We start from the raw sequence: 18,718 nt of genomic DNA on the forward strand, positions 1-18,718 counted from the left end.
CCGCGCCACCCCAGCAACCCTCCGCGGAAAAGAGGCCGTGCGTGCCGGGCAGTCCAGGAGTCGTCGTCGCCGAGCAACCCCACTACCTGCCCTGGGTGGACTTCTATGAGCAGACGGCGCGCGCGGACACGTTGCTGGTACTCGACAACGTGCAGTGGCTCCGGCGTGGCTGGCAGCGCAGGACGCGCGTGGCGCTGCCCGCCACCGTGCCCACACCTCCGCCCACCGAGCCCGGCTTCCAATGGCTGTCCATTCCGCTGGAGGACCCACATCGCGACACACTCATCGCCGACCTGGCGGTGGACTCGCGTCAGCGCTGGGCGCGCAAGCACCTGGACACGCTGGTGACGCTGTACCGGCGGCGGCCCCATTTCGCCACCCAGGTGCTTCCGCTGCTGGAGCCCTTCTATGACGGCGTCGCGACGGAGGCGGGCCCCGGCTCGCTCCTGAGGGTGTTGCTCGCGAGCACCGCCCTCTTCCACGCGCCGCTGGGGCTGTCGCCGCGCATCCTGCTGGCCTCCACGCTGCGGAAGCAGGGCGACGAGAAGTCGGCGCGGCTGGTGGAGTACTGCCGACAGCTGAAGGCCCACACGTACTACTCGGGGCTGGGCTCGTCGCTGTACCTCCAGGTGGGGCTGTTCCGGAGCGCGGACGTGCGCGTGCTGTGGCAGCGCTTCCGCCACCCGCCCTACGAGCAGGGGCGCGACGGGAGGTTCGTGCAGGGGATGTCCATCGTCGACGTGCTGTCCAACGTCCCCGTGGACGAGGTGCGCCGGTGGTTGGAGCCCTCGCCGTGGGGCCCCTTCGCGCCGGCGCCCCCCTAAGGAGCGCTGAAGGGCCTTCAGCCCGCGGAGGCCGCGGTGGTCTCCGCGGGCTTGTCGAAGCGCACGAAGTAGCTGCGCACGGCGGCGTCCAGCAGCGCCGGGTCCAGGCGAGGCTCCTGCCCCATGTAATGGGACATGTCGATGACCTGGTCCAGCAGGTCGCGCGGCTGGCAGGCCGCGAAGGGCCGCTGGGTGGGCCGGTAGTGCTGCTCGATGAGGTAGTCGACCGCGTTGGCGTTGTAGGCCACGCCGCGCTTGCGACACATCACCTCGAAGATCTGATGGAACTGCTCCTCGTCCGGGCGCTGCACCTCCAGCTTGTAGCGGACGCGGCGCAGGAAGGCGTCGTCCACGAGCGCGCTGGGGTCCAGGTTGGTGGAGAAGGCGGCGAACACATCGAAGGGCACCTGCAGCTTCTTGCCGGTGTGCAGGGTGAGCATGTCGATGTCGCTCTCCAGCGGGACGATCCACCGGTTGAGCAGGTCCTTGGGGGAGACCTTCTGCCGGCCGAAGTCGTCGATGAGGAGCATCCCGTTGCTGGCCTTCATCTGGAACGGGGCCTCGTAGTACTTCACCTCGGGCGAGTACACGAGGTCGAGCATCTCCAGCGTCAGCTCACCGCCCACGACGACGAGCGGCCGCCGGCAGCGCACCCAGCGCCTGTCGTACGAGGGGGCCCCCTCCTCCTCCACGGGCTTGTGGAGGTTGCTGTCGAAGACGCGCACCACGAAGTCGTCGATGAGGATGGCGTGGGGGATGAAGATGTCCCCGTCGAAGCAGTTCACCATGCCCTGGCAGATGGCTGTCTTGCCATTGCCCGGCGGCCCGTAGAAGAAGATGGCGCGCCCGGAGTTCATCGCCGGACCGATGCCGTCGTAGATGTAGTCGCGGATGATGAGGTCGCCGAACTTGTCCTGCATCCGCGCGCGGGTGATGCGATTGCCGCGCACCGTCTGCTTCTTCACCGCCGCCACGTACTCCTGGAAGGGCACGGGCGCCGGACCGTTGTAGCGATTGCGGTCCGTGATCTGCCGGAGCACGTCCGTCACGAAGGGCGTGAGTTGGTAGATCATCGTCGACTTGCCCACGCCGGACGCGCCGCCGCCGCGGATGTCCACGTACTTCTGGCGGCGCAGGCCCTCGATGATGTCGTCGACGATGGACGTGGGCAATTGCAGCCGGCTGGCCAGGTCCATGCCGCGCATCTCGCCGGCGAAGAACAGCGCCTTGAGCACCAGCTCCTCGACGAACGTGGCCGTGAGCCCCGTCTCGGACAGGTCGCGGGGCTGGGTGGGCCAGAAGCGGTCCGGAGCCCCGGGGCCGCCCGACTCGAGCGCGCGACGCGAGCCGGTGACGGCGGACCGGCGCTCCGGGCCTGAATAGGCCGGAGGAGGCACCGTCCTGCGCTCGGCGCCCCCGAAGGCACCACCACCGCCCGGGGCCGCGGCCTGGGGACGGCGCTCCGGGGCGCCCGGGGCGGCGGAGGGAGGACGGCGGGCGGCGCCCTCCTGGTTGGACACGATGACGGACGGCAGCGCGCCGGCCGGCGGGGGAGGACGGCGCTCGGCGCCCGGGCCCGGCTGGGCGGTGCGCCGCTCGGTGGGGAACTCCGGATCATCCGAGGGAGGCGGCTGGGGTCGCATGGAAGCACCGGGCCTGCGCTCGCCGAGCCCGGGGGACGCGCCTGCCAACGGGCCGCGGGCGCGCGGGGGGGAGCTGAGGACCGGGCTGGGGATGTCGGACTGCGCGGGCGTCTCCGTGGGGGTGGCGCTGCGACTCGAATCGTCGCTCGACTCACCCGCCGTCGGGGGGGACGGCCTCCTGAACAGGGTCATTCGGTGCTCGCTCCAGGGTGTTCGCCAGCGAGCCTACCCGAAATGACGGGGGACAACGAGGCGCCCCGGGCGTGGGCCCCACGGGCCATGATGCGCGCGCCTCCCCATGGAGGGGGTCTGTCGCCGGCGTCCACGCCGGCCCGGGCCCGCCATTCACCCAGGAGCCACACCCTTGAAACACATCCTGACCCTGTTCACCCTGCCCCTGCTGTTCATCGCCAGCGCCGCCGCGGCCCAGGGCGCGCCCGGCATCTCCTTCCACGCCGACTGGACGCTCACCCAGTCCCGCACGCTGGTCGCGGGCGACGCGGTCCAGGTGACGTACGACACGAACCGGCTGCCGCAGTGCCGGCTCACGCTTCCGGATGGCACGCCGGGCTGGAGCCTCACCGGCCACTACCGCGTCAACGGCGGCCCCGAGGGCAGCTTCGACGTCGCGGGCCAGCCCACCGCCGGCGCCCCGCCCGTGGTGTCGCTGCCCGCGGAGGGCACGCTGGCGCTGTGGTTCCGAGTCTCGAGCCCCGGCTGCGAGCACTACGACTCCCACTTCGGCTCCAACTTCCAGTTCGCCGTGCGCGCGGCGGGCACTGCGCCGACGCCGACGTGGGTGTTCCAGGAGGGCTGGCTCGAGTACACGGTGGGCACCGTGAAGGCGGGACAGCCCTTCCTGGTGGACTACGACATCGACCGGCTGCCCGAGTGCCGCCTGCTCTACAACGGCGCGCCCACGTGGGAGGTCTGGGTGCACTACCGCTTCGACAACGGCGTCACCGGGAGCCAGAGCATCACGCAGGTCAGCGGCTACTCGCGCTACGGCGTCCCGGTGACACTCACCCCGCCCGCGGGCGCCCGCGCCGTGACGCTGTGGTTCGAGAACTGGGACCGCGGCTACTGCCGCCGCTGGGACTCCCTGCACGGACAGAACTACCGCCTCGCGCTGCAGCCGTAGGCATCCCGGTCGGCGCCCGCTCGTGGAGGAGCCGGGCGCCGACGCGTGGTGATTCAGAGCGCCAGGCTCTTCTCGATGTCCGCCAGCTTGAAGCGCGCCATCGCCAGGTTCGCGTTGGCGCGGTTCAGCGCGAGGTAGAAGAACAGACCGTCACGCGTCGAGAGCGGCCGGATGATGTGGTACTGCTCGCCGAGCGTGATGAGGATGTCCTCGATCTTGTCCTTGATGCCGATGACGCTCATCGCCTTCATCTTGGCGCGCACCACCTCGGTGTTCGCCGCGGCCGCCGTCTCGATGTTGAAGGCCGCGGTGCCGCCCTGGGAACCCAGACACATGCCGCTCTTCGCATCCACCAGGCACGCAGCGAACGCGCCTTCGATCTTCAGTGTCTCTTCCAGGGTCTGCTTCACGTTCGCCATGACTTCTCTTTCGACTGGGGGGTGGGTGGGGTGCTGCTCGACAGGGTGCACCAGCTCCTCCAGCGTGAACGTCAGCTGGCTGGAGTAGGTGCGCGGTTGGGGAACGAAGAGCGCCTGCGCATCCGGCACCGCCAGCAGCGCCTGGACGTGGCCGGCCATGTGCTCGCGCAGCAGGTCGCGCAACGTCTCGCGCGGTACCAGCCCCCACGACACCAACACCTCGCAGAAGTTGCCGCCACTCTTGCGACACTCCGCCATGACCTGCTCGACGTCGTCGCGCGTGACGAGCTGCTGGTGGATCAACACGGACGAGAAGTTCTGCACCCCGGGCCCGTTCAGGACCGCCCAGGCCACCTTCTGCCCGACGATGAAGATCCGCCCGGAGACGCTGGCGGACTTCACCACCACCTCACCTCCCTGGTGGCTCTCCAGGGCCTCATGAAGCACGGTGCGCAGCACAGGGCGTGAAACCTGGGTCACCGTTCGGGATGCTGGTTCCATGGAGTGGGTCCGGGACGCACCAGGTGTACTGATCTGCATATTCATCGCTCTGCGGGCAACTATATCCAGCCTCCCCGCAATATCGCAACCCGACTGCATTTTTCGCGGAAATCAGGCGATCTGGGTTCACCCCGCCCCAGACTCGGAGCGGATCCGACCCATCGCAGAGATCAACGAGGTTGGGAAGGAAATTTCCCGTAAGAATGCATACGCAGAGTATGCCTTGGCGCCGCCCAACCCAGGAGGCATGGGCCGGGCTCACGGGAGCCGACAGCCTGCCTGCTTCCCCACCATTCCCGACGCGGCCCCCTGCGTGGATTGCTCGATCATTGACAGTCGGCCCCTGAGTGACGCCGGGGGCGTGTGCAATCCATGCCGGCTGTCCGCGAGGCTTTCCGGTCATGAATGACATCCACTCGTTGCGGACCCATCTGGCCTTGAATGGCCGGATGCGGCTGGAGTTCCACGCCGCCCTGTCACGGTTCTTCAAGGAGCAGGGGGTCCCGCTCGACGAGAGGATCCTCGACTCCGCCACGTTGGCCACCGAGGAGGAATTGATGGCGCGCTCGCTGGCGGCGGCCTCCCCCGCCCCGAGCGCCCAGCCCCATTCCGCGCCCTACGCGATGAACGCCTACGCCGGCGCGTACCCGTCCTATTGGGGCTGGATGCCGACCTGGTACGCCTATCCCTACGCCTCCTACTACCCGACCCCGGGACGCTGATGGGCGCGCTCACCCCCGTGGAGGGTGCGGGCGGCATCCTCGAGTTCCCTGACGCGCTGACGGACACGAAGGCCCTGCTGGAGCTGGCGCGCGAGCCCGACGGCTGGCAGCCCACGGCGAACGCGTCCGTCACGGACAAGCACGCGAACATGCGCACCCTGGAGATGACGCTCCCGGCGCTCGCGCCCTACCGCGCGCTGGTGGAGGGCGCGCTGATCGACGCGGCGAACGCGCGGTGGAGTCTGTCGTTGCGCGAGCACCTGCCCCAGGCGCACCTGGTCCGCTACGAGCCCGGGCAGATGTACCCGCCACACTTCGACCACCTGGGCACCCCGGAGCGCTTCTTCACCGTCATCGGGTACCTCAACGACGACTACCAGGGCGGCGCCACCGTGTTCCCGGACCTGGCCCTGCGCATCGAGCCGCGCGCGGGGAAGGTCGCCGTCTTCCCCTCGCACTACTGTCATTACCCGGCGGACGTCACCTCCGGCACCAAGTACGTGGCCGTCACCTTCCTGCTGGGAAGGCGCCCCGGCCCCCGCGTGTTCCGCGCGCAGCCGCCCCGGCCCTGAAGCCGACGCACGCTATGACTCCAGGACCTCCGGCCCCCGGAAGTCCCGGTCATGCCCCAGCGACGGGAGCGCCCGGCGCGCCTCCTCCACGCGCGCCAGGTCGATCTCCGCCGTCACGAAGCCCGCCGAGTCCCCGCCCGCGTCCGCCAGCACCTCGCCCCAGGGGCTCACCACCAGCGAGTGCCCGTACGTGCGCCGCCCTCCCGTGTGGAGCCCCACCTGCGCGGGCGCGAACACGAAGCAGCCGGTCTCGATGGCGCGAGCCCGCAGCAGCACGTGCCAGTGCGCGCGCCCCGTGGGCACGGTGAAGGAGGACGGCAGCGTCAACAGCGTCGCGCCCGCACGCGCCAGCGCGCGCTGCAGGTGCCCGAAGCGCATGTCGTAGCAGATGCCCATTCCCAGCCCACCCCAGGGCGTGCGGGCCACCACCGCGCGCTCGCCCGGCCTGAAGACGGCGGACTCGCGGTAGCGCTCACCGTTGGGTAACTCCGCGTCGAACATGTGAATCTTGTCATACCAGGCCACCACCCGGCCCTCCGGATCGATGACATAGGAGCGGTTGGCGCACCGCTCGCCCTCCACCTTGACGTGGATGGAGCCAATCAAAAACCAGACACCGTGTTCCCGCGCCAGGCCCTTCGCCGACATCAGCCCGGGGTGGTGCTCCTCTGCCACCACCTTCGACAATGTATCCTCGTGGTTTGCCCCTAGGAGCGTGGAGTTCTCCGGCGTCATCACAAAGTTCGCGCCGGCCGCCAATGCCTTGCGCGCCTGCTCCTCGATGAACGAAATATTTGGCGCCATTTCATTGCGCGCATTCACCTGGATGAGGCCGACGATGAGCTTCGACATGTCTCTCTTGGCTCCTTGACCAATAACGCGGTTGTCTTTATATACCGGCTTTCGGAAAGGGGCTTCGTTCCGCTATGTCCAACGCACTCGACGTGGACGGCCTGGAGGGCGACGCTCGGGAGGGCAAAGCCAGACGCCTGGCGATTGAGAGCCCCTTCCTCCGTCGGATGCAGCGCAGACACTTCTTCCTGTTCAACGTGGGCCCGTTGCTCGGGACGCTCGCGGCGGTGGGCTGGGCCTTCGTGCGGCCCATCGGCGCGCTGGAGCTGGGGTTGTTCGGGGTGATGTGGCTCATCACCGGGCTGGGTGTGTCGGCGGGCTACCACCGCTTCTTCACGCACCGCTCCTTCAAGGCGCCCACGCCCGTTCGCGTGGCGCTCGCCATCATGGGGAGCATGGCGGCGCTGGGGCCGGTCATCTCCTGGGCGGCCATGCACCGGCGTCACCACCGGCTGGCGGACCGCCCGGGGGACATGCACTCGCCCAACCTGCACGGCGCGGACTTCGGGGGCCGGGTGCGCGGTCTGGTCCACGCGCACTTCACGTGGATGCTCCAGCACGAGTATCCGAACATCGTGCACTACGTGCCCGACCTCCTGGAGGACCGGGCCATCGTCCGCGCCTCGCGCCACTACCAGACGTGGGTGGTGCTGGGGCTCGTCGTGCCGACGGCCATCGGCGCCCTGGTGACGCGGACCTGGGAGGGCGCGCTCGCGGGCTTCCTGTGGGGTGGCGTGGTGCGGATGTTCGTGGTGGCGCAGTCCATCTCCGCGCTGAACTCCATCCTCCACACGCTGGGCTCCCGGCCCTTCCAGCTGAAGGACAACAGCCGCAACAACCCGTTGTTGGGGATGCTCATCTGGGGCGAGGGCTGGCACCACAACCACCACGCCTTCCCCCGGTCCGCCTCGTTCGCCCTGGCCTGGTACCGGGTGGACCTCTCCTACTGGTTCATCCGCCTGCTCGAGAAGCTCGGGCTGGCCACGCACGTCATCGTCCCCACGCCGGAGCAGAAGGAAGCACGCCGCGCCCGCGCGGCCATCAAGGACAGCAACGCCCACCTACAGAGGAACGAAGCGACCCATGGAAGCCAAGGCTCATGACGCGGCGTCGATTCAGTCGTGGTGCATCAACTACGTGGCGAGGATCCTCGACACACCTCCATCCCGCATCGACCCCAACGTGGAGGTGGAGCGGCTGGGCCTGGACTCGTCCACGGCCGTGGCGTTGATCATGTCCCTGGAGGAGCACCTGGGCATCGAGCTGATGCCGGAGCTGCTCTTCGAGTACCCCACCCTCGCGTCCATCTCCAAGCACCTGGCCACGAAGCTGCCCTCGGCGGCGGGAGGCGCGTGATGGGCAGCCCGGCTCGGGTGGACGAGGCGCCCACCGGCACCGCCGCGGCGCTCCGGGAGCGCGAGGGCGACAAGTACGGCGGCTCACAGGAGGGCATCCAGGCGCACTACGACCACGACGCGCGCTTCTGGGAGCTGGTCCTCGGTCCGACGATGACCTACTCCTGCGCGCTCTTCGAGGACCCGGACGAGCCGCTGGAGCGGGCGCAGATCCGGAAGATCGACTGGCACCTGGCGAGCGCCAACGTGGCCAACGCGCGCACGGTGCTCGACGTGGGGTGCGGCTGGGGCTCGGTGCTGCGGCACACCTCCGCGCGTCCCTCCGTGGAGCGCACGGTGGGCCTCACGCTCAGCCCGCTGCAGGCCGACTACCTGCGCTCGCTGAACCTGCCCCGGGTGGAGGTGCGGGTGGAGAACTGGGCCACGCACGAGCCCGCCCGGCCCTACGACTCCATCATCTCCGTGGGCGCGCTGGAGCACTTCGCCAAGCGCGAGGAGACGCCCGAGGAGAAGGTCGCCGTCTACGCGGACTTCTTCGCGCGCTGCCACAAGTGGCTCACGCCGTCCGGGCGGCTGTCCCTGCAGACCATCGCCTTCGGGGACATGCGGCGCGAGGACGCCAGCGACTTCATGAACCGGGAGATCTTCCCGGACTCGGACCTGCCCTTCCTCGGGGAGATCGTGGCCGCGGCCGAGGGGCTGTTCGAGATCGTCGCCTTCCGCAACGACAGGCTCCACTACGCGCGCACGTACGACCGGTGGGCCACCAACCTGCGCCGCCATCGCGCCGAGGCGGTGAAGCTCGTCGGCGAGGAGACGGTGGCGCGCACGGAGCGCTACTTCAAGCTCACCTCCATGGGCTTCCGCCTGGGCAAGCAGCACCTGCTGCGCTTCATGCTGCGGCCCATCTCGCCCCACTGGTCCGTCAACGGCACCGACCACTGGGGTCCCCGGGGCGCCTGAGCCATGTCCATCCACTCACCCTGGCTGCGCCACGCGGAGGGCACGGCTCCGCCCTCGGCGCGCCTGCTGTGCCTGGGCCACGCGGGCGGCGGCGCCTCCAGCTTCAATGGCTGGCGCGCCGTCCTGCCCGACTGGCTGGAGCTGGTGAAGGTCCAGCTCCCGGGCCGCGAGGACCGCAGGGACACGCCGCCATGTGAGCGGGTGGAAGAGGTCCTGCCGCCGTTGTTCGCCCAGGTGCGCGCGCTGCTGGACCTGCCCCTGGTCATCTACGGGCACAGCATGGGCGCGCTCATCGCCTTCGAGCTGGCGAGCGAGCTGCGTCGCCAGCAGGAGCCCCTGCCGCTGGCGCTCTTCATCTCCGGCCGCCGCGCGCCGCACAAGCCGCTGCGTCCCGCGCACGAGCTGCACACGCTGCCGGAGATGGAGCTGGTGGACCGGCTCCACGCGCTGGGCGGAATCCCCCCGGGGCTGCTCGGCACCGCGAAGCGTCGCGAGTACTACCTGCCCACCATCCGCGCGGACCTCGCCCTGTCGGACGAGTACGCGTACCGGCGCGAGCCTCCGTTGCCGTTCCCGCTGCACACGTTCATCGGAGAGCACGACAACCTGGTGGTCCGCGAGGACTGGGAGGCCTGGTCCGAGCTGGCGGGCGGCACCTTCACCCGGCGGGTGCTCCCGGGCGGCCACTTCTTCGGCAAGGAGGGCCAGGCCGTGCTCATCACCTCCATCGTGGAGGGCGTCCGCGCGACGCTGTCCGCGTCCACTCCCACGCCCCTGAGGTCCGCATCATGAAGCTCATGCGCGCCGCCTTCGCGGAGGCCATCGGCGAGCCCCTGAAGCTGCGCGAGGTCCCCATCCCCGAGCCCGGCCCCGGCGAGGTGCTGGTGCGAATCGCCGCCAGCGGCGTGTGCCACACGGACGTGAGCATCCTCGACGGCGAGTGGCCGATGAAGAAGCCCCGCTTCCCGGTGGTGCTGGGTCACGAGGCCACCGGCTACGTCGCGGGCCTGGGCGAGGGCGTGCGCTCGCACAAGGAGGGAGACCGCGTCGGCGTGTTCTGGCTGAACTCCGCCTGCGGCACGTGCGAGGACTGCGCCACGGACCACGAGCCCTTGTGCGTGCGCCAGGTGGGCACCGGCTACAACGTGAACGGCACCTACGCGGACTACTGCGTGGTGTCCGAGTCCTTCGCCGTGCCGCTGCCGGACGGGCCCTCCATGGAGGAGCTGGCGCCCATCCTCTGCGCGGGCGTGACGAGCTACAAGGCGCTGAAGACGCTCGACGCGCGGCCGGACTCGTGGGTCGTCGTCTCCGGCGTGGGCGGCGCGGGCCACCTGGCCATCCAGTACGCGACTGCGCTGGGGTTGAAGGTCGCCGCCGTCGACGTGAGCGCGGAGAAGGCGGCGCTGGCCGAGTCGCTCGGCGCGTCCTTCACCGTCAACGCGGAGAAGGAGTTCCCCGTCAACCGCATCGTCCACCGCACCGGGGGCGGCGCGCACGGCGTGGTGGTCACCACGGGCGCGGCGAAGGCGATGGAGCAAGGCGCGCGGATGCTCCGGCGGGCCGGGACGCTGATGGTGGTCGGCGTGGCGCCGGAGCCCCTGCCCCTGTCCGTGTTCGACCTGGTCATCAAGGGGCTGTCGGTGCGCGGGACGCTCATCGGCACCCGGCGGGACGTGCGCGAGGCGCTGGCGCTGGTGGCCGCCGGCAAGGTGCGGCCGCTGGTGGAGAGCAGGACGCTGGACGACGTCAACGGCGCCATCACCGCGCTGCGCCAGCGGCAGGTCCAGGGACGCCTGGTGTTGAGGATGACGTAACACGCGGAGGAGCCCCATGGCCCACGTCGAGCAGGTCGCAGGCAAGCGGGACAAGAAGGCGGTGAGCAGCCCGTATCTGCACAAGCTGCAGCGCCGCCACTTCATCCTCTTCGACATCCTCCCCACGCTGGGCACCGTGGGCGCGCTGTGGCTCGCCTTCACCGTCCGGCCGCCCACGGCCCTGGACCTCACCCTGTTCGCGGTGATGTGGGCGCTGACGGGCTTCTCGGTCAGCATCGGCTTCCACCGGCTGTTCACCCATCGCGCCTTCAAGACGAGCACGCCCGTGCGCGTGCTGCTCACCGTCTTCGGCTGCATGGCGGCGCGCAGCTCCATGATCACCTGGACGTCGCAGCACCGGCGCCACCACGAGCTGGCGGACCATGAGGGCGACGTGCACTCGCCCAACCTGTTCGGCCAGACGTGGCGCCTGCGCCTCAAGGGCCTCTGGTACTCGCACTTCAGCTGGATGCTCAAGCACGAGTACCCCAACGTGGTGCACTACGTGCCGGACCTGCTGGCCGACAAGGCCATCATGAAGGCGGACCGGGGCTACCTGCGCTGGGCGGTGCTGGGGCTCGTCCTGCCCGGCGTCATCGCCGGCGCGCTGACGCAGAGCTGGCTGGGTGCGCTCACCGGCTTCTTGTGGGGCGGCGTGGTGCGCCAGTTCGTGGTGGCCCAGCAGGTGTCCGCGCTCAACTCGCTGACGCACATGTTCGGCACGCGGATGTTCAAGATGAAGGACAACCACAGCCACAACAACGCGCTCTTCGGCCTCATCACCTGGGGCGAGGGCTGGCACAACAACCACCACGCGTTCCCGGACTCGGCCAACTTCGGGTTCCGCTGGTACCAGCTGGACCCGGGCTATTGGATCATCCGCGTCATGGAGGCGGTGGGGCTCGTCTGGGACGTGAAGCGCCCGGACGCCGAGCGCATCGCCGGCCGCATCCAGCGCCTGGAGGCGCTCGACGAGCCCGCCGCCGAGCCCACCGCTGGCGCCCGGATGCCGGGCTGAGTCCCCCGTTCCCCACGACCTGCTTGCGCGAGGCTTCCATGCAGACCCGCTACCCCTCCCTCGTCACCGCGCTGCGCACCCATGCCTCCGACCACCCCGAGGACCGCGCCTACGTCTTCCTGGGCGAGCGCGGGGAGGAGGCCGCCGTCCTGACGTACGCGGAGCTGGACCGACGCGCCACCGCGCTCGCCAGGGTGATGGCCGCGAAGGCGGGCCCCGGTGAGCGCGCGCTCCTGGCCTTCCCTCCGGGCCTGGAGTTCCTCGTCGCCTTCTTCGCCTGCCAGTACGCGGGCATCGTGGCGGTGCCCACCATCCTCCCGCGCCAGATGCGCCTGCGCGACTCCAGCATCTCCATCGTCGAGGACTGCGCGCCCAGGCTCGGCCTCACCACCGCCGCGGCTCGCGAGGCCGTGAGCGCCGCCTATGCGCAGGTGCCCGCCGCCCGGAGCATGGAGTGGCTGGGCGTGGATGCGAACGCCACCGACGACAGCGGGCCGCCGCTCGCGGTGAGGGAGCCGGACCCGAACGCCATCACACTCCTGCAGTACACGTCCGGGTCCACGTCGGCGCCCAAGGGCGTGATGGTCAGCCACGGCAACCTGTGCGCGAACGTGGAGATGATCAGCCAGGGCGGCGACCTGTGGCGCCACGCGACGCGCGTCGGGTGGATTCCGATGTACCACGACATGGGGCTCATCTTTAACGCCCTCCAGGGCGCGTACGTCGGCGCGCAGTGCGTGCTGATGTCGCCCCAGGCCTTCGTCGCGCATCCGCTGTCGTGGCCTCGCGCCATCAGCACGTACCGGGCGGAGATGGCCATCGCGCCGAACTTCGCCTACGACCTGTGCCTGGAGAAGTACGACGCGGAGCGGATGAAGGGCACGGACCTGTCGTGCTGGGAGCTGGCGCTCAACGGCGCCGAGCCCGTGCGCGCCAGCACCATCACCCGCTTCGCGGAGGTCTTCGCTGCCCACGGCCTCCCCCGCTTCTCGCCGCGCCCCACCTACGGCATGGCGGAGGCCACCCTTCAAATCTCCGTGGGCAAGCGCGGCAGTCCGCCCCGGCTGTGGAACGTGGGGCGTGAGTCACTGCAGAAGGATCGCGCGCTGGCGCCCGCGCCCGGTGAGCGCTCGCAGGACCTGGTCGGCTGCGGCAGGGCCCTCACCGGCGAGAAGCTGGCCATCGTCGCGCCCGACTCGCACCAGCGGCTCCCCCCCGGGCACGTGGGGGAGATCTGGGTGCACGGCCCCAACGTCGCGCACGGGTACTGGCAGAAAACGGACGCCACGCGGGAGATCTTCGAGGCCCGCATCGTCGGCGAGGACGGCGCCACGTGGCTGCGCACCGGGGACCTGGGTTGCATGGACGACACCGGCGAGCTGTTCATCACCGGTCGTCTCAAGGACATCCTCATCATCCGGGGCTCCAACTTCTACCCCCAGGACCTGGAGCTGACGGCGGAGAAGAGCCACCCCGCGATCCGCCGGGGACACTCGGCCGCCTTCACGCTGGCGGGCTCGCAGGAGCAGGAGCAGCTGGTCATCGCGTGCGAGGTGCGAGAGGACCAGGTCGCCGGCTTGGACGTGGCGGACGTCGTCGGCGCGGTGCGACGCGCGGTGGTCCACGAGCATGAGCTCACCACCTACAAAGTGCTGCTCACGACCTCCGGGGCAATACCGCGCACCACCAGCGGGAAGATACGACGCAAGGCCACCCGTGAGCTCTGGCAGAAGGAGCAGCTGCCCCTCGTCGGTCAGAGCTAGCGGGAGGAGGATGGCATGGGAGCGATTCGACGACTGGAGCCCACCGACCTGCCCGCCGCGGTCCGCATCTGCAACGCGGAGATTGCGCGAGGTGGCTCCACCTGGGGACCGGCGGAGCTGACCGCCGACCAGCTGGGGGCGCGGCTCTCCGGCGGGCCCCGGCCGCTGGAGTCCTGGGTGTGGGAGGACACGCCGGGCGAGCTGGCGGGCTGGGGTGCCCTGACCAGCCACACGCAACGCGACATCTACGACACCATCGCGGAGGTGGCGCTCTTCGTCGATGAGCCCAAGCGCCGCCATGGCATCGGCCGGGAGCTGGCGCAGCACGCGCTGGCCCGGGCACGCGCGCTGGAGCTGCGGGCGCTGGTGGTGCTCGTGCAGCCCACGCCCGCGTTCCTCATCGCGTGGTGTGTGCGCCAGGGCTTCCGCAACGTGGGCTGGCTCAAGGGCGTGGTGCCCGTGGGCGCCGAGTGGCGTGACACCCTCGTCTTCCAGAGGACGCTGACATGATGAGGCCCGCCGAGGAGCGAGACGCGCCCGCGCTGGCGCGCATCTACAACCAGGCGATGAAGCCGGGCATCTACGCCGTCCCGGTGAACAAGCCCGTCACCGCCGAGGACCGCGTCGCGTGGCTCAAGCGCTTCCAGGCGCCCTTCGGCGCGTGGGTCTACGAGACACCGTCCGGTGACGTGCAGGGCTGGTGCTCGCTCATCCCCTTCGCCGTCCGGCCGTCCTACCCGGGCATCGCGGAGATCTCCGCGTACGTGGACGAGACGCATCGCGCGAGCGGCATCGGCGGCCTGCTCCTGGCGTGTCTGGTGTCCGAGGCTCGCAAGCGCGGGCTGCGCTCGCTGGTGTCGCTGGCGTTCGAGAAGAACGTGGTCAGCATCTCCGGCTGTCTGCAGGCGGGCTTCCGGCCCATGGCCCTGCTGCCGGGCGTGGCGACCTTCGGCGACCACTTCGAGAACGTGGCGTGGATCCAGAAGGACCTCCTGGAGGAGGACCCGCCCGCGCTGCGTCACCTGCTGGAGAAGGTTCCATCGAGTCGAGGAGGCGCACGGTGATTCGTTTCGAGGAGACCTTCGTGGGTGACGAGCCGCTGCCCCGGGTCTGGCGCATCACCCAGGGACAGGACGCCTCGCGCGAGCAGATGGTGGACTGGCTGCGCGAGCACAAGGGCGCGCTCAACGCCGCCCGGGACCGACATGGCGCGGTGCTGGTGCGCGGCTTCCAGGCGCTGGACTCCGCGCCGGCCTTCGCGGACGTGCTGGGCGCCATCGCCAATGACTTGATGGAGTACGTGGGCGGCACGGCGCCTCGCAAGGTCGTCCACGGCCGCGTCACCACGGCGTCCGGACTGCCGGGGACACACTCGCTCGCGCTGCATCAGGAGATGGCCTACCAGGCCAGCCGCCCCGACGCGCTGGCGCTGTTCTGCGAGGTTCCCCCCGACGAGATGGGCGAGACGCCGCTGGCCGACGCGCGGAAGGTGACCGAGCGGCTGGACGCGGGCGTGCGCGCGCGGTTCGACGCCCAGGGGGTCGGCGTGCGGCGCGCCCTGCGCAGCCCGTCCACCGGCGAGGAGAACAGCATCCCCCGTCCCTGGAACCAGGTGTTCCTCACCACGGACCGGGACGAGGTGGAGCGCATCGCGCGCGAGAAGGAATGGAAGGTGGAGTGGCGCCCGGACGAGTCCATGCTGCTGTGGCAGCAGGTGCTCCCCGCCTTCAAGGCCCACCCGCGCACCGGGGAGCGCGTCTGGGCGAACCAGGTCCACTACCACATGCCGGAGTGCATGGTGCGCTGGGCGCTGCGCGATGGCCGCTCCGCGGACGCGGCGGACCTGCGGCGACAGATGGCCGAGACGCCGGAGCTGATGGACCACTGCTTCCACCGCGACGGCACCCGCGTGTCCGCCGAGGACGCGGAGCACGTCTGGGACGTGCTCGAGCAGTCGGAGGTCCCCCTGCGTTGGGAGCGCGGTGACGTGCTGCTGCTCGACAACGTCCTGGCCATGCACGGCCGCCGCCAGTACCGGGGCCAGCGCCGCATCCTCGTTGGGATGATCAAGGACTGACGATGCCTCCCTCCTTCTCCCATCTGGTGGCCTCGCTGAACCTGTCGCAGCCGTTCCCGGGGCGGCGGGAGCTGGAGCGCAAGCGGGGGCGCCCCTACCGGGTCCGGCTGGGCGCCAACGAGTGTCTGTTCGGCGTGTCCCCCGCCGTCTCGCGGGTGCTGGCCACGCGCGGCGGTGAGCTGCCCTACTACTCGGACCCCGCGCAGTTCGAGCTGCGGACGGCGATCGCCCAGGGCCGGGGCTTGACGCACGAGCACGTGGTGGTGGCGGAGGGAATCGAAGGGCTGCTCGGCCTCTTCTCGCGGGCCTACCTGGACCCGGGCGACACCGCGGTGACCTCGCTCGGCGGCTACCCCAGCTTCGACTACTACGTGCGCGGCTGTGGCGGGCGACTGGTCCACGTGCCGTACACCCGCGCCGGATGGAACGACCTGGACGCGCTGGTCGACGCCGCGCGACGACAGCGCGCGAAGCTGCTGTATCTGGCCAATCCGGACAACCCCACGGGCACGCACCATGGCCCCGCGGAGCTGGAGCGGCTGCTGGACCAGCTCCCCGAGGAGTGCCTGCTGCTGCTCGACGAGGCCTACGTCGAGTTCGCGGACCCGGGCAGCGTGCTCCCCTTCACGCGCAGCCGCCCCAACCTGGTGCGGCTGCGCACGTTCTCCAAGGCCCATGGCCTGGCGGCCGCGCGCGTGGGCTATGCGCTCGCGTCTCCCGAGCAGGTGTCGACGCTGGACCGCATCCGTCAGCACTTCGCGGTGAGTCAGCTCTCCCAGGAGCTGGCGCTGGCGGCCTGGCGGGATGTCGACTTCCTGGGCCAGGTGATTGGCGCGACGCGCGAGGGACGGGAGCACTACGCCGAGCTGGCCCGGCGCGTGGGCGCGACAGTGCTCCCCAGCTCCGCCAACTTCGTGAGCTTCGACTTCGGCGGCACCACGCGGGCCCGAGCGGTCGCGCGCTGGCTGGACGAGAAGGACATCCTCGTGCGCCATCCCTCGGAGCCCTTCGGTCAGCTCGTGCGAATCACCGTGGGGCCGCTGGCGGCCCGCGAGCTGCTGGCGGAGGCGCTCGCCTCCGTCCCGAATCCCTGACGCGCCCGCTCACTCCGGGCGGTGGAGCTCGAACACCTTGCCTGGATTGAGGATGCCATGCGGGTCCAGGGCCTGCTTGAGCACGCGCATCACGGCCAGCTCGGCCTCGCTCCGCGAGCGCCACAGGTGCCCCTTCTTGAGCAGCCCGATTCCGTGCTCCGCGGAGACCGAGCTCGTCTGCCGCTCCAGCATCCCATAGACGATGTCGTCGACGTCGCCGTGCGCGTCCGAGCCTCCCGCGCCGATGGACAGGTGCAGGTTCCCATCCGCGAGGTGTCCGAAGACATGGCAGTGGTGCGCGGCGCCGAAGCGCTCCGCGAGCCGCGCCTTCACCCGCGCGACATAGTCCTCCATCGCGTCCAGGGGCAGGCTGACGTCGTAGGAGAAGACGGGGCCGGTGCGCTTGAGCGGGTCCAGCTCCTCGCGCAGGCCCCACATCTCGCGGCGCTGCGCGGCGCTGGTGGCCACCGCCGAGTGGGCGAGGAGCCCCTGCGACTCCGCCTGGGCCAGGGCCGACAGCAGCGTCTCGCCGCCCTCCTCCGCCCGGGGCCCCATGGTCTCCACCAGCACGTAGTACTCACACCCCGCGGGGAGGATGGGCCGGCCGCGCGAGGGAGGCGTGGTCATCAAGTCGTAGAACGAGCGCCACATCACCTCGAACGAGGTGAGCTCGCCCTGGAGTCCCGCCTCCATCACCCCGAGGAAGCGGGCCAGGCGCTCGAAGCCGTCCACCGCCACCAGCGCCGTGTGGTGCCCCCTGGGCATGGGCCGCAGCCGCAGCACCACCCGCGTCACCAGCCCCAGCGTGCCCTCCGAGCCGATGAACAGGTGCTTCAGGTCATAGCCCGCGTTGTTCTTGAGCATCTTCCCGCGCGAGTCCACCACCGTGCCGTCGGCCAGCACCGCCTCCAGGCCCAGCACCGCCTCCCGCATCATCCCGAAGCGCAGCACGCGCGTGCCGCCCGCGTTCGTGGCCACGGTGCCTCCCACGGTGGCGCTGCCGCGAGCCCCCAGGTCCACGGGCACCATCAACCCCACCTCCTCCGCCGCCTCCTGCGCCGCCTGCAACGGCACTCCGGCCTGCGCCGTCAGGCAGCGATTGAGGACGTCCACCTCCTCGACGCGCCGCATCCGGTCGAACGCGAGCGCCACCTCGTCCACCCCGCACACGGCGCCGTGCACCAGCCCCGTCAGCCCCCCCTGCGCGACCACGGGCCGACGGGCCTGATGACACAGCGCGAGCACCCGGCTCACGTCCTCGGTGTCACGGGGCAGCAACAGCACGGATGACCGGCTCCCCGGCGCCATCCGCCGGGTGGCATCCACCCCCGTCAAGACAGACTCCGGTCCGATGGACTGCCGCAACCGAGCAATCAATGACTCCATGGCTGCTCTCTCCAAAAGAAGACACTCCACCCCTGGCGACGCATTGACCGTGACAATCCTTTACAATAGCATCCTCCAACTTTCCGGGAGGGACTCATGGCGAATGGGCGGCCTGGGGCTTCCGCGGACTCCGTCTACAAGCAATTGGAGTCCGCCTACAACGCATTCATGCTCGAACTGGGAGGGTCCTCGAACGAGGCCCAGCGGCGGGTCTTCATGGCCGCGCAGCAACCCTGGGACGGTGGCAAGGATTACGCCACGGCCCACGCGGAGCATCGCCAGCGGATCGACGACGCCTGGAAGGACGTCGACCTCACCCAGCGTTATCTGAATGCATTGAAGGATTACAAATCCGCGGTCGAGAAGGTCATGGCCAACACGGATGTCCATGCCCTGGACTCGATTGCGCTGATGGCCTGGTCGCAGACCTTTCATCACATCGCCATGTATGGCTATTGGCTGAACGACCCGGGGGTGCTGGGGAAGAGCGACACGCCCTCGGGAGGTGCTGAGCGCATCGAGCCGGATCCCAGCAGGAAGCCCACGCCGCCCCCCGCTCCCCCGAAGTAGC

Annotated in this window: 20 protein-coding genes; 16 read left to right on the forward strand and 4 right to left on the reverse strand. The window is 70.0% G+C overall.

Annotated features, from left to right (window positions below; all coding sequences use genetic code 11):
* Positions 1-41 precede the first annotated feature (41 nt).
* Positions 42-824 carry a WbqC family protein gene (locus K8640_RS21445; RefSeq protein ID WP_223748724.1) on the forward strand — a complete coding sequence of 261 codons (783 nt, stop codon included), beginning with the start codon at positions 42-44 and terminating at the stop codon, positions 822-824.
* Positions 825-841: 17 nt separating this feature from the next.
* Here K8640_RS21445 and K8640_RS21450 read toward each other — a convergent pair whose 3' ends face one another.
* Positions 842-2,659 (reverse strand): ATPase, encoded by a 1,818-nt coding sequence (locus K8640_RS21450; RefSeq protein WP_223748725.1) that lies wholly within the window; start codon positions 2,657-2,659, stop codon positions 842-844.
* Between the two features lie 172 nt (positions 2,660-2,831).
* Here K8640_RS21450 and K8640_RS21455 point away from each other — a divergent pair, with 172 nt between their 5' ends.
* Positions 2,832-3,608 (forward strand): DUF6209 family protein, encoded by a 777-nt coding sequence (locus K8640_RS21455; protein ID WP_223748726.1) that lies wholly within the window; start codon positions 2,832-2,834, stop codon positions 3,606-3,608.
* Positions 3,609-3,661: 53 nt separating this feature from the next.
* Here the strand turns inward: K8640_RS21455 and K8640_RS21460 are convergent, their stop codons facing one another.
* Entirely contained in the window at positions 3,662-4,486 is an 825-nt protein-coding gene (locus K8640_RS21460) for a hypothetical protein (RefSeq protein WP_223748727.1), read from the reverse strand.
* Between the two features lie 443 nt (positions 4,487-4,929).
* Here K8640_RS21460 and K8640_RS21465 point away from each other — a divergent pair, with 443 nt between their 5' ends.
* Positions 4,930-5,250: a hypothetical protein gene (locus tag K8640_RS21465; RefSeq protein WP_223748728.1), complete on the forward strand. Its 321-nt coding sequence runs from the start codon at positions 4,930-4,932 to the stop codon at positions 5,248-5,250.
* Positions 5,250-5,822, forward strand: coding sequence for a 2OG-Fe(II) oxygenase (locus K8640_RS21470; protein WP_223748729.1), 573 nt, complete (start codon positions 5,250-5,252; stop codon positions 5,820-5,822). The genes K8640_RS21465 and K8640_RS21470 overlap by 1 nt, the downstream gene beginning before the upstream one ends.
* Positions 5,823-5,834: 12 nt before the next feature.
* Here K8640_RS21470 and K8640_RS21475 read toward each other — a convergent pair whose 3' ends face one another.
* The gene (locus K8640_RS21475; RefSeq protein WP_223748730.1) at positions 5,835-6,674 is read right to left on the reverse strand and encodes a carbon-nitrogen hydrolase family protein; all 840 of its coding nucleotides are present in this window, start codon (positions 6,672-6,674) and stop codon (positions 5,835-5,837) included.
* A gap of 74 nt (positions 6,675-6,748) precedes the next feature.
* Here K8640_RS21475 and K8640_RS21480 point away from each other — a divergent pair, with 74 nt between their 5' ends.
* Genes K8640_RS21480 through K8640_RS21530 form a run of 11 tightly spaced genes read left to right on the forward strand, consistent with a single transcriptional unit; the run spans position 6,749 to position 16,761 of the window.
* Positions 6,749-7,777: an acyl-CoA desaturase gene (locus K8640_RS21480; RefSeq protein WP_223748731.1), complete on the forward strand. Its 1,029-nt coding sequence runs from the start codon at positions 6,749-6,751 to the stop codon at positions 7,775-7,777.
* Complete coding sequence (locus K8640_RS21485; RefSeq protein ID WP_141323960.1) at positions 7,758-8,030, forward strand: acyl carrier protein; 273 nt, start codon at positions 7,758-7,760, stop codon at positions 8,028-8,030. Before K8640_RS21480 ends, K8640_RS21485 begins: the two co-directional genes overlap by 20 nt.
* Positions 8,030-8,992, forward strand: a complete 963-nt coding sequence (locus K8640_RS21490) for a cyclopropane-fatty-acyl-phospholipid synthase family protein (protein ID WP_141323959.1) — start codon at positions 8,030-8,032, stop codon at positions 8,990-8,992. Before K8640_RS21485 ends, K8640_RS21490 begins: the two co-directional genes overlap by 1 nt.
* 3 nt (positions 8,993-8,995) lie before the next feature.
* A complete protein-coding gene (locus K8640_RS21495) occupies positions 8,996-9,784 on the forward strand; it encodes a thioesterase II family protein (protein WP_223748732.1) in 789 nt (262 codons plus the stop codon).
* A complete protein-coding gene (locus tag K8640_RS21500; RefSeq protein ID WP_223748733.1) occupies positions 9,781-10,809 on the forward strand; it encodes a zinc-dependent alcohol dehydrogenase in 1,029 nt (342 codons plus the stop codon). Before K8640_RS21495 ends, K8640_RS21500 begins: the two co-directional genes overlap by 4 nt.
* A 16-nt stretch (positions 10,810-10,825) precedes the next feature.
* Complete coding sequence (locus K8640_RS21505; protein WP_141323956.1) at positions 10,826-11,827, forward strand: acyl-CoA desaturase; 1,002 nt, start codon at positions 10,826-10,828, stop codon at positions 11,825-11,827.
* A gap of 38 nt (positions 11,828-11,865) precedes the next feature.
* A complete protein-coding gene (locus K8640_RS21510) occupies positions 11,866-13,590 on the forward strand; it encodes a fatty acyl-AMP ligase (RefSeq protein WP_223748734.1) in 1,725 nt (574 codons plus the stop codon).
* Between the two features lie 15 nt (positions 13,591-13,605).
* Positions 13,606-14,100 (forward strand): GNAT family N-acetyltransferase, encoded by a 495-nt coding sequence (locus K8640_RS21515; RefSeq protein WP_223748735.1) that lies wholly within the window; start codon positions 13,606-13,608, stop codon positions 14,098-14,100.
* The gene (locus K8640_RS21520; protein ID WP_141323953.1) at positions 14,097-14,654 is read left to right on the forward strand and encodes a GNAT family N-acetyltransferase; all 558 of its coding nucleotides are present in this window, start codon (positions 14,097-14,099) and stop codon (positions 14,652-14,654) included. The genes K8640_RS21515 and K8640_RS21520 overlap by 4 nt, the downstream gene beginning before the upstream one ends.
* On the forward strand, positions 14,651-15,667 hold the full coding sequence (locus K8640_RS21525; protein ID WP_141323952.1) for a TauD/TfdA family dioxygenase: 1,017 nt from the start codon (positions 14,651-14,653) through the stop codon (positions 15,665-15,667). Before K8640_RS21520 ends, K8640_RS21525 begins: the two co-directional genes overlap by 4 nt.
* Positions 15,668-15,669: 2 nt before the next feature.
* Positions 15,670-16,761, forward strand: a complete 1,092-nt coding sequence (locus K8640_RS21530; RefSeq protein WP_223748736.1) for an aminotransferase class I/II-fold pyridoxal phosphate-dependent enzyme — start codon at positions 15,670-15,672, stop codon at positions 16,759-16,761.
* A gap of 9 nt (positions 16,762-16,770) precedes the next feature.
* Here the strand turns inward: K8640_RS21530 and K8640_RS21535 are convergent, their stop codons facing one another.
* The gene (locus K8640_RS21535) at positions 16,771-18,045 is read right to left on the reverse strand and encodes an FAD-binding oxidoreductase (RefSeq protein ID WP_223748737.1); all 1,275 of its coding nucleotides are present in this window, start codon (positions 18,043-18,045) and stop codon (positions 16,771-16,773) included.
* A 198-nt stretch (positions 18,046-18,243) separates the two neighbouring features.
* Between K8640_RS21535 and K8640_RS21540 the strand changes: the two genes are divergently transcribed.
* Positions 18,244-18,717 (forward strand): hypothetical protein, encoded by a 474-nt coding sequence (locus K8640_RS21540; RefSeq protein ID WP_223748738.1) that lies wholly within the window; start codon positions 18,244-18,246, stop codon positions 18,715-18,717.
* Position 18,718: the final 1 nt, after the last annotated feature.

This window comes from Myxococcus sp. XM-1-1-1 (assembly GCF_020037095.1).
Classification (GTDB): domain Bacteria; phylum Myxococcota; class Myxococcia; order Myxococcales; family Myxococcaceae; genus Myxococcus; species Myxococcus fulvus.

Coding starts and splice junctions, on each gene's coding strand:
- K8640_RS21515 (WP_223748735.1), top strand. CDS start 13,606: ATGGGAGCGATTCGACGACTGGAGCCCACCGACCTGCCCGCCGCGGTC.
- K8640_RS21510 (WP_223748734.1), top strand. CDS start 11,866: ATGCAGACCCGCTACCCCTCCCTCGTCACCGCGCTGCGCACCCATGCC.
- K8640_RS21475 (WP_223748730.1), bottom strand. CDS start 6,674: ATGTCGAAGCTCATCGTCGGCCTCATCCAGGTGAATGCGCGCAATGAA.
- K8640_RS21490 (WP_141323959.1), top strand. CDS start 8,030: ATGGGCAGCCCGGCTCGGGTGGACGAGGCGCCCACCGGCACCGCCGCG.
- K8640_RS21465 (WP_223748728.1), top strand. CDS start 4,930: ATGAATGACATCCACTCGTTGCGGACCCATCTGGCCTTGAATGGCCGG.
- K8640_RS21480 (WP_223748731.1), top strand. CDS start 6,749: ATGTCCAACGCACTCGACGTGGACGGCCTGGAGGGCGACGCTCGGGAG.
- K8640_RS21500 (WP_223748733.1), top strand. CDS start 9,781: ATGAAGCTCATGCGCGCCGCCTTCGCGGAGGCCATCGGCGAGCCCCTG.
- K8640_RS21505 (WP_141323956.1), top strand. CDS start 10,826: ATGGCCCACGTCGAGCAGGTCGCAGGCAAGCGGGACAAGAAGGCGGTG.
- K8640_RS21540 (WP_223748738.1), top strand. CDS start 18,244: ATGGCGAATGGGCGGCCTGGGGCTTCCGCGGACTCCGTCTACAAGCAA.
- K8640_RS21450 (WP_223748725.1), bottom strand. CDS start 2,659: ATGACCCTGTTCAGGAGGCCGTCCCCCCCGACGGCGGGTGAGTCGAGC.
- K8640_RS21485 (WP_141323960.1), top strand. CDS start 7,758: ATGGAAGCCAAGGCTCATGACGCGGCGTCGATTCAGTCGTGGTGCATC.
- K8640_RS21530 (WP_223748736.1), top strand. CDS start 15,670: ATGCCTCCCTCCTTCTCCCATCTGGTGGCCTCGCTGAACCTGTCGCAG.
- K8640_RS21470 (WP_223748729.1), top strand. CDS start 5,250: ATGGGCGCGCTCACCCCCGTGGAGGGTGCGGGCGGCATCCTCGAGTTC.
- K8640_RS21520 (WP_141323953.1), top strand. CDS start 14,097: ATGATGAGGCCCGCCGAGGAGCGAGACGCGCCCGCGCTGGCGCGCATC.
- K8640_RS21495 (WP_223748732.1), top strand. CDS start 8,996: ATGTCCATCCACTCACCCTGGCTGCGCCACGCGGAGGGCACGGCTCCG.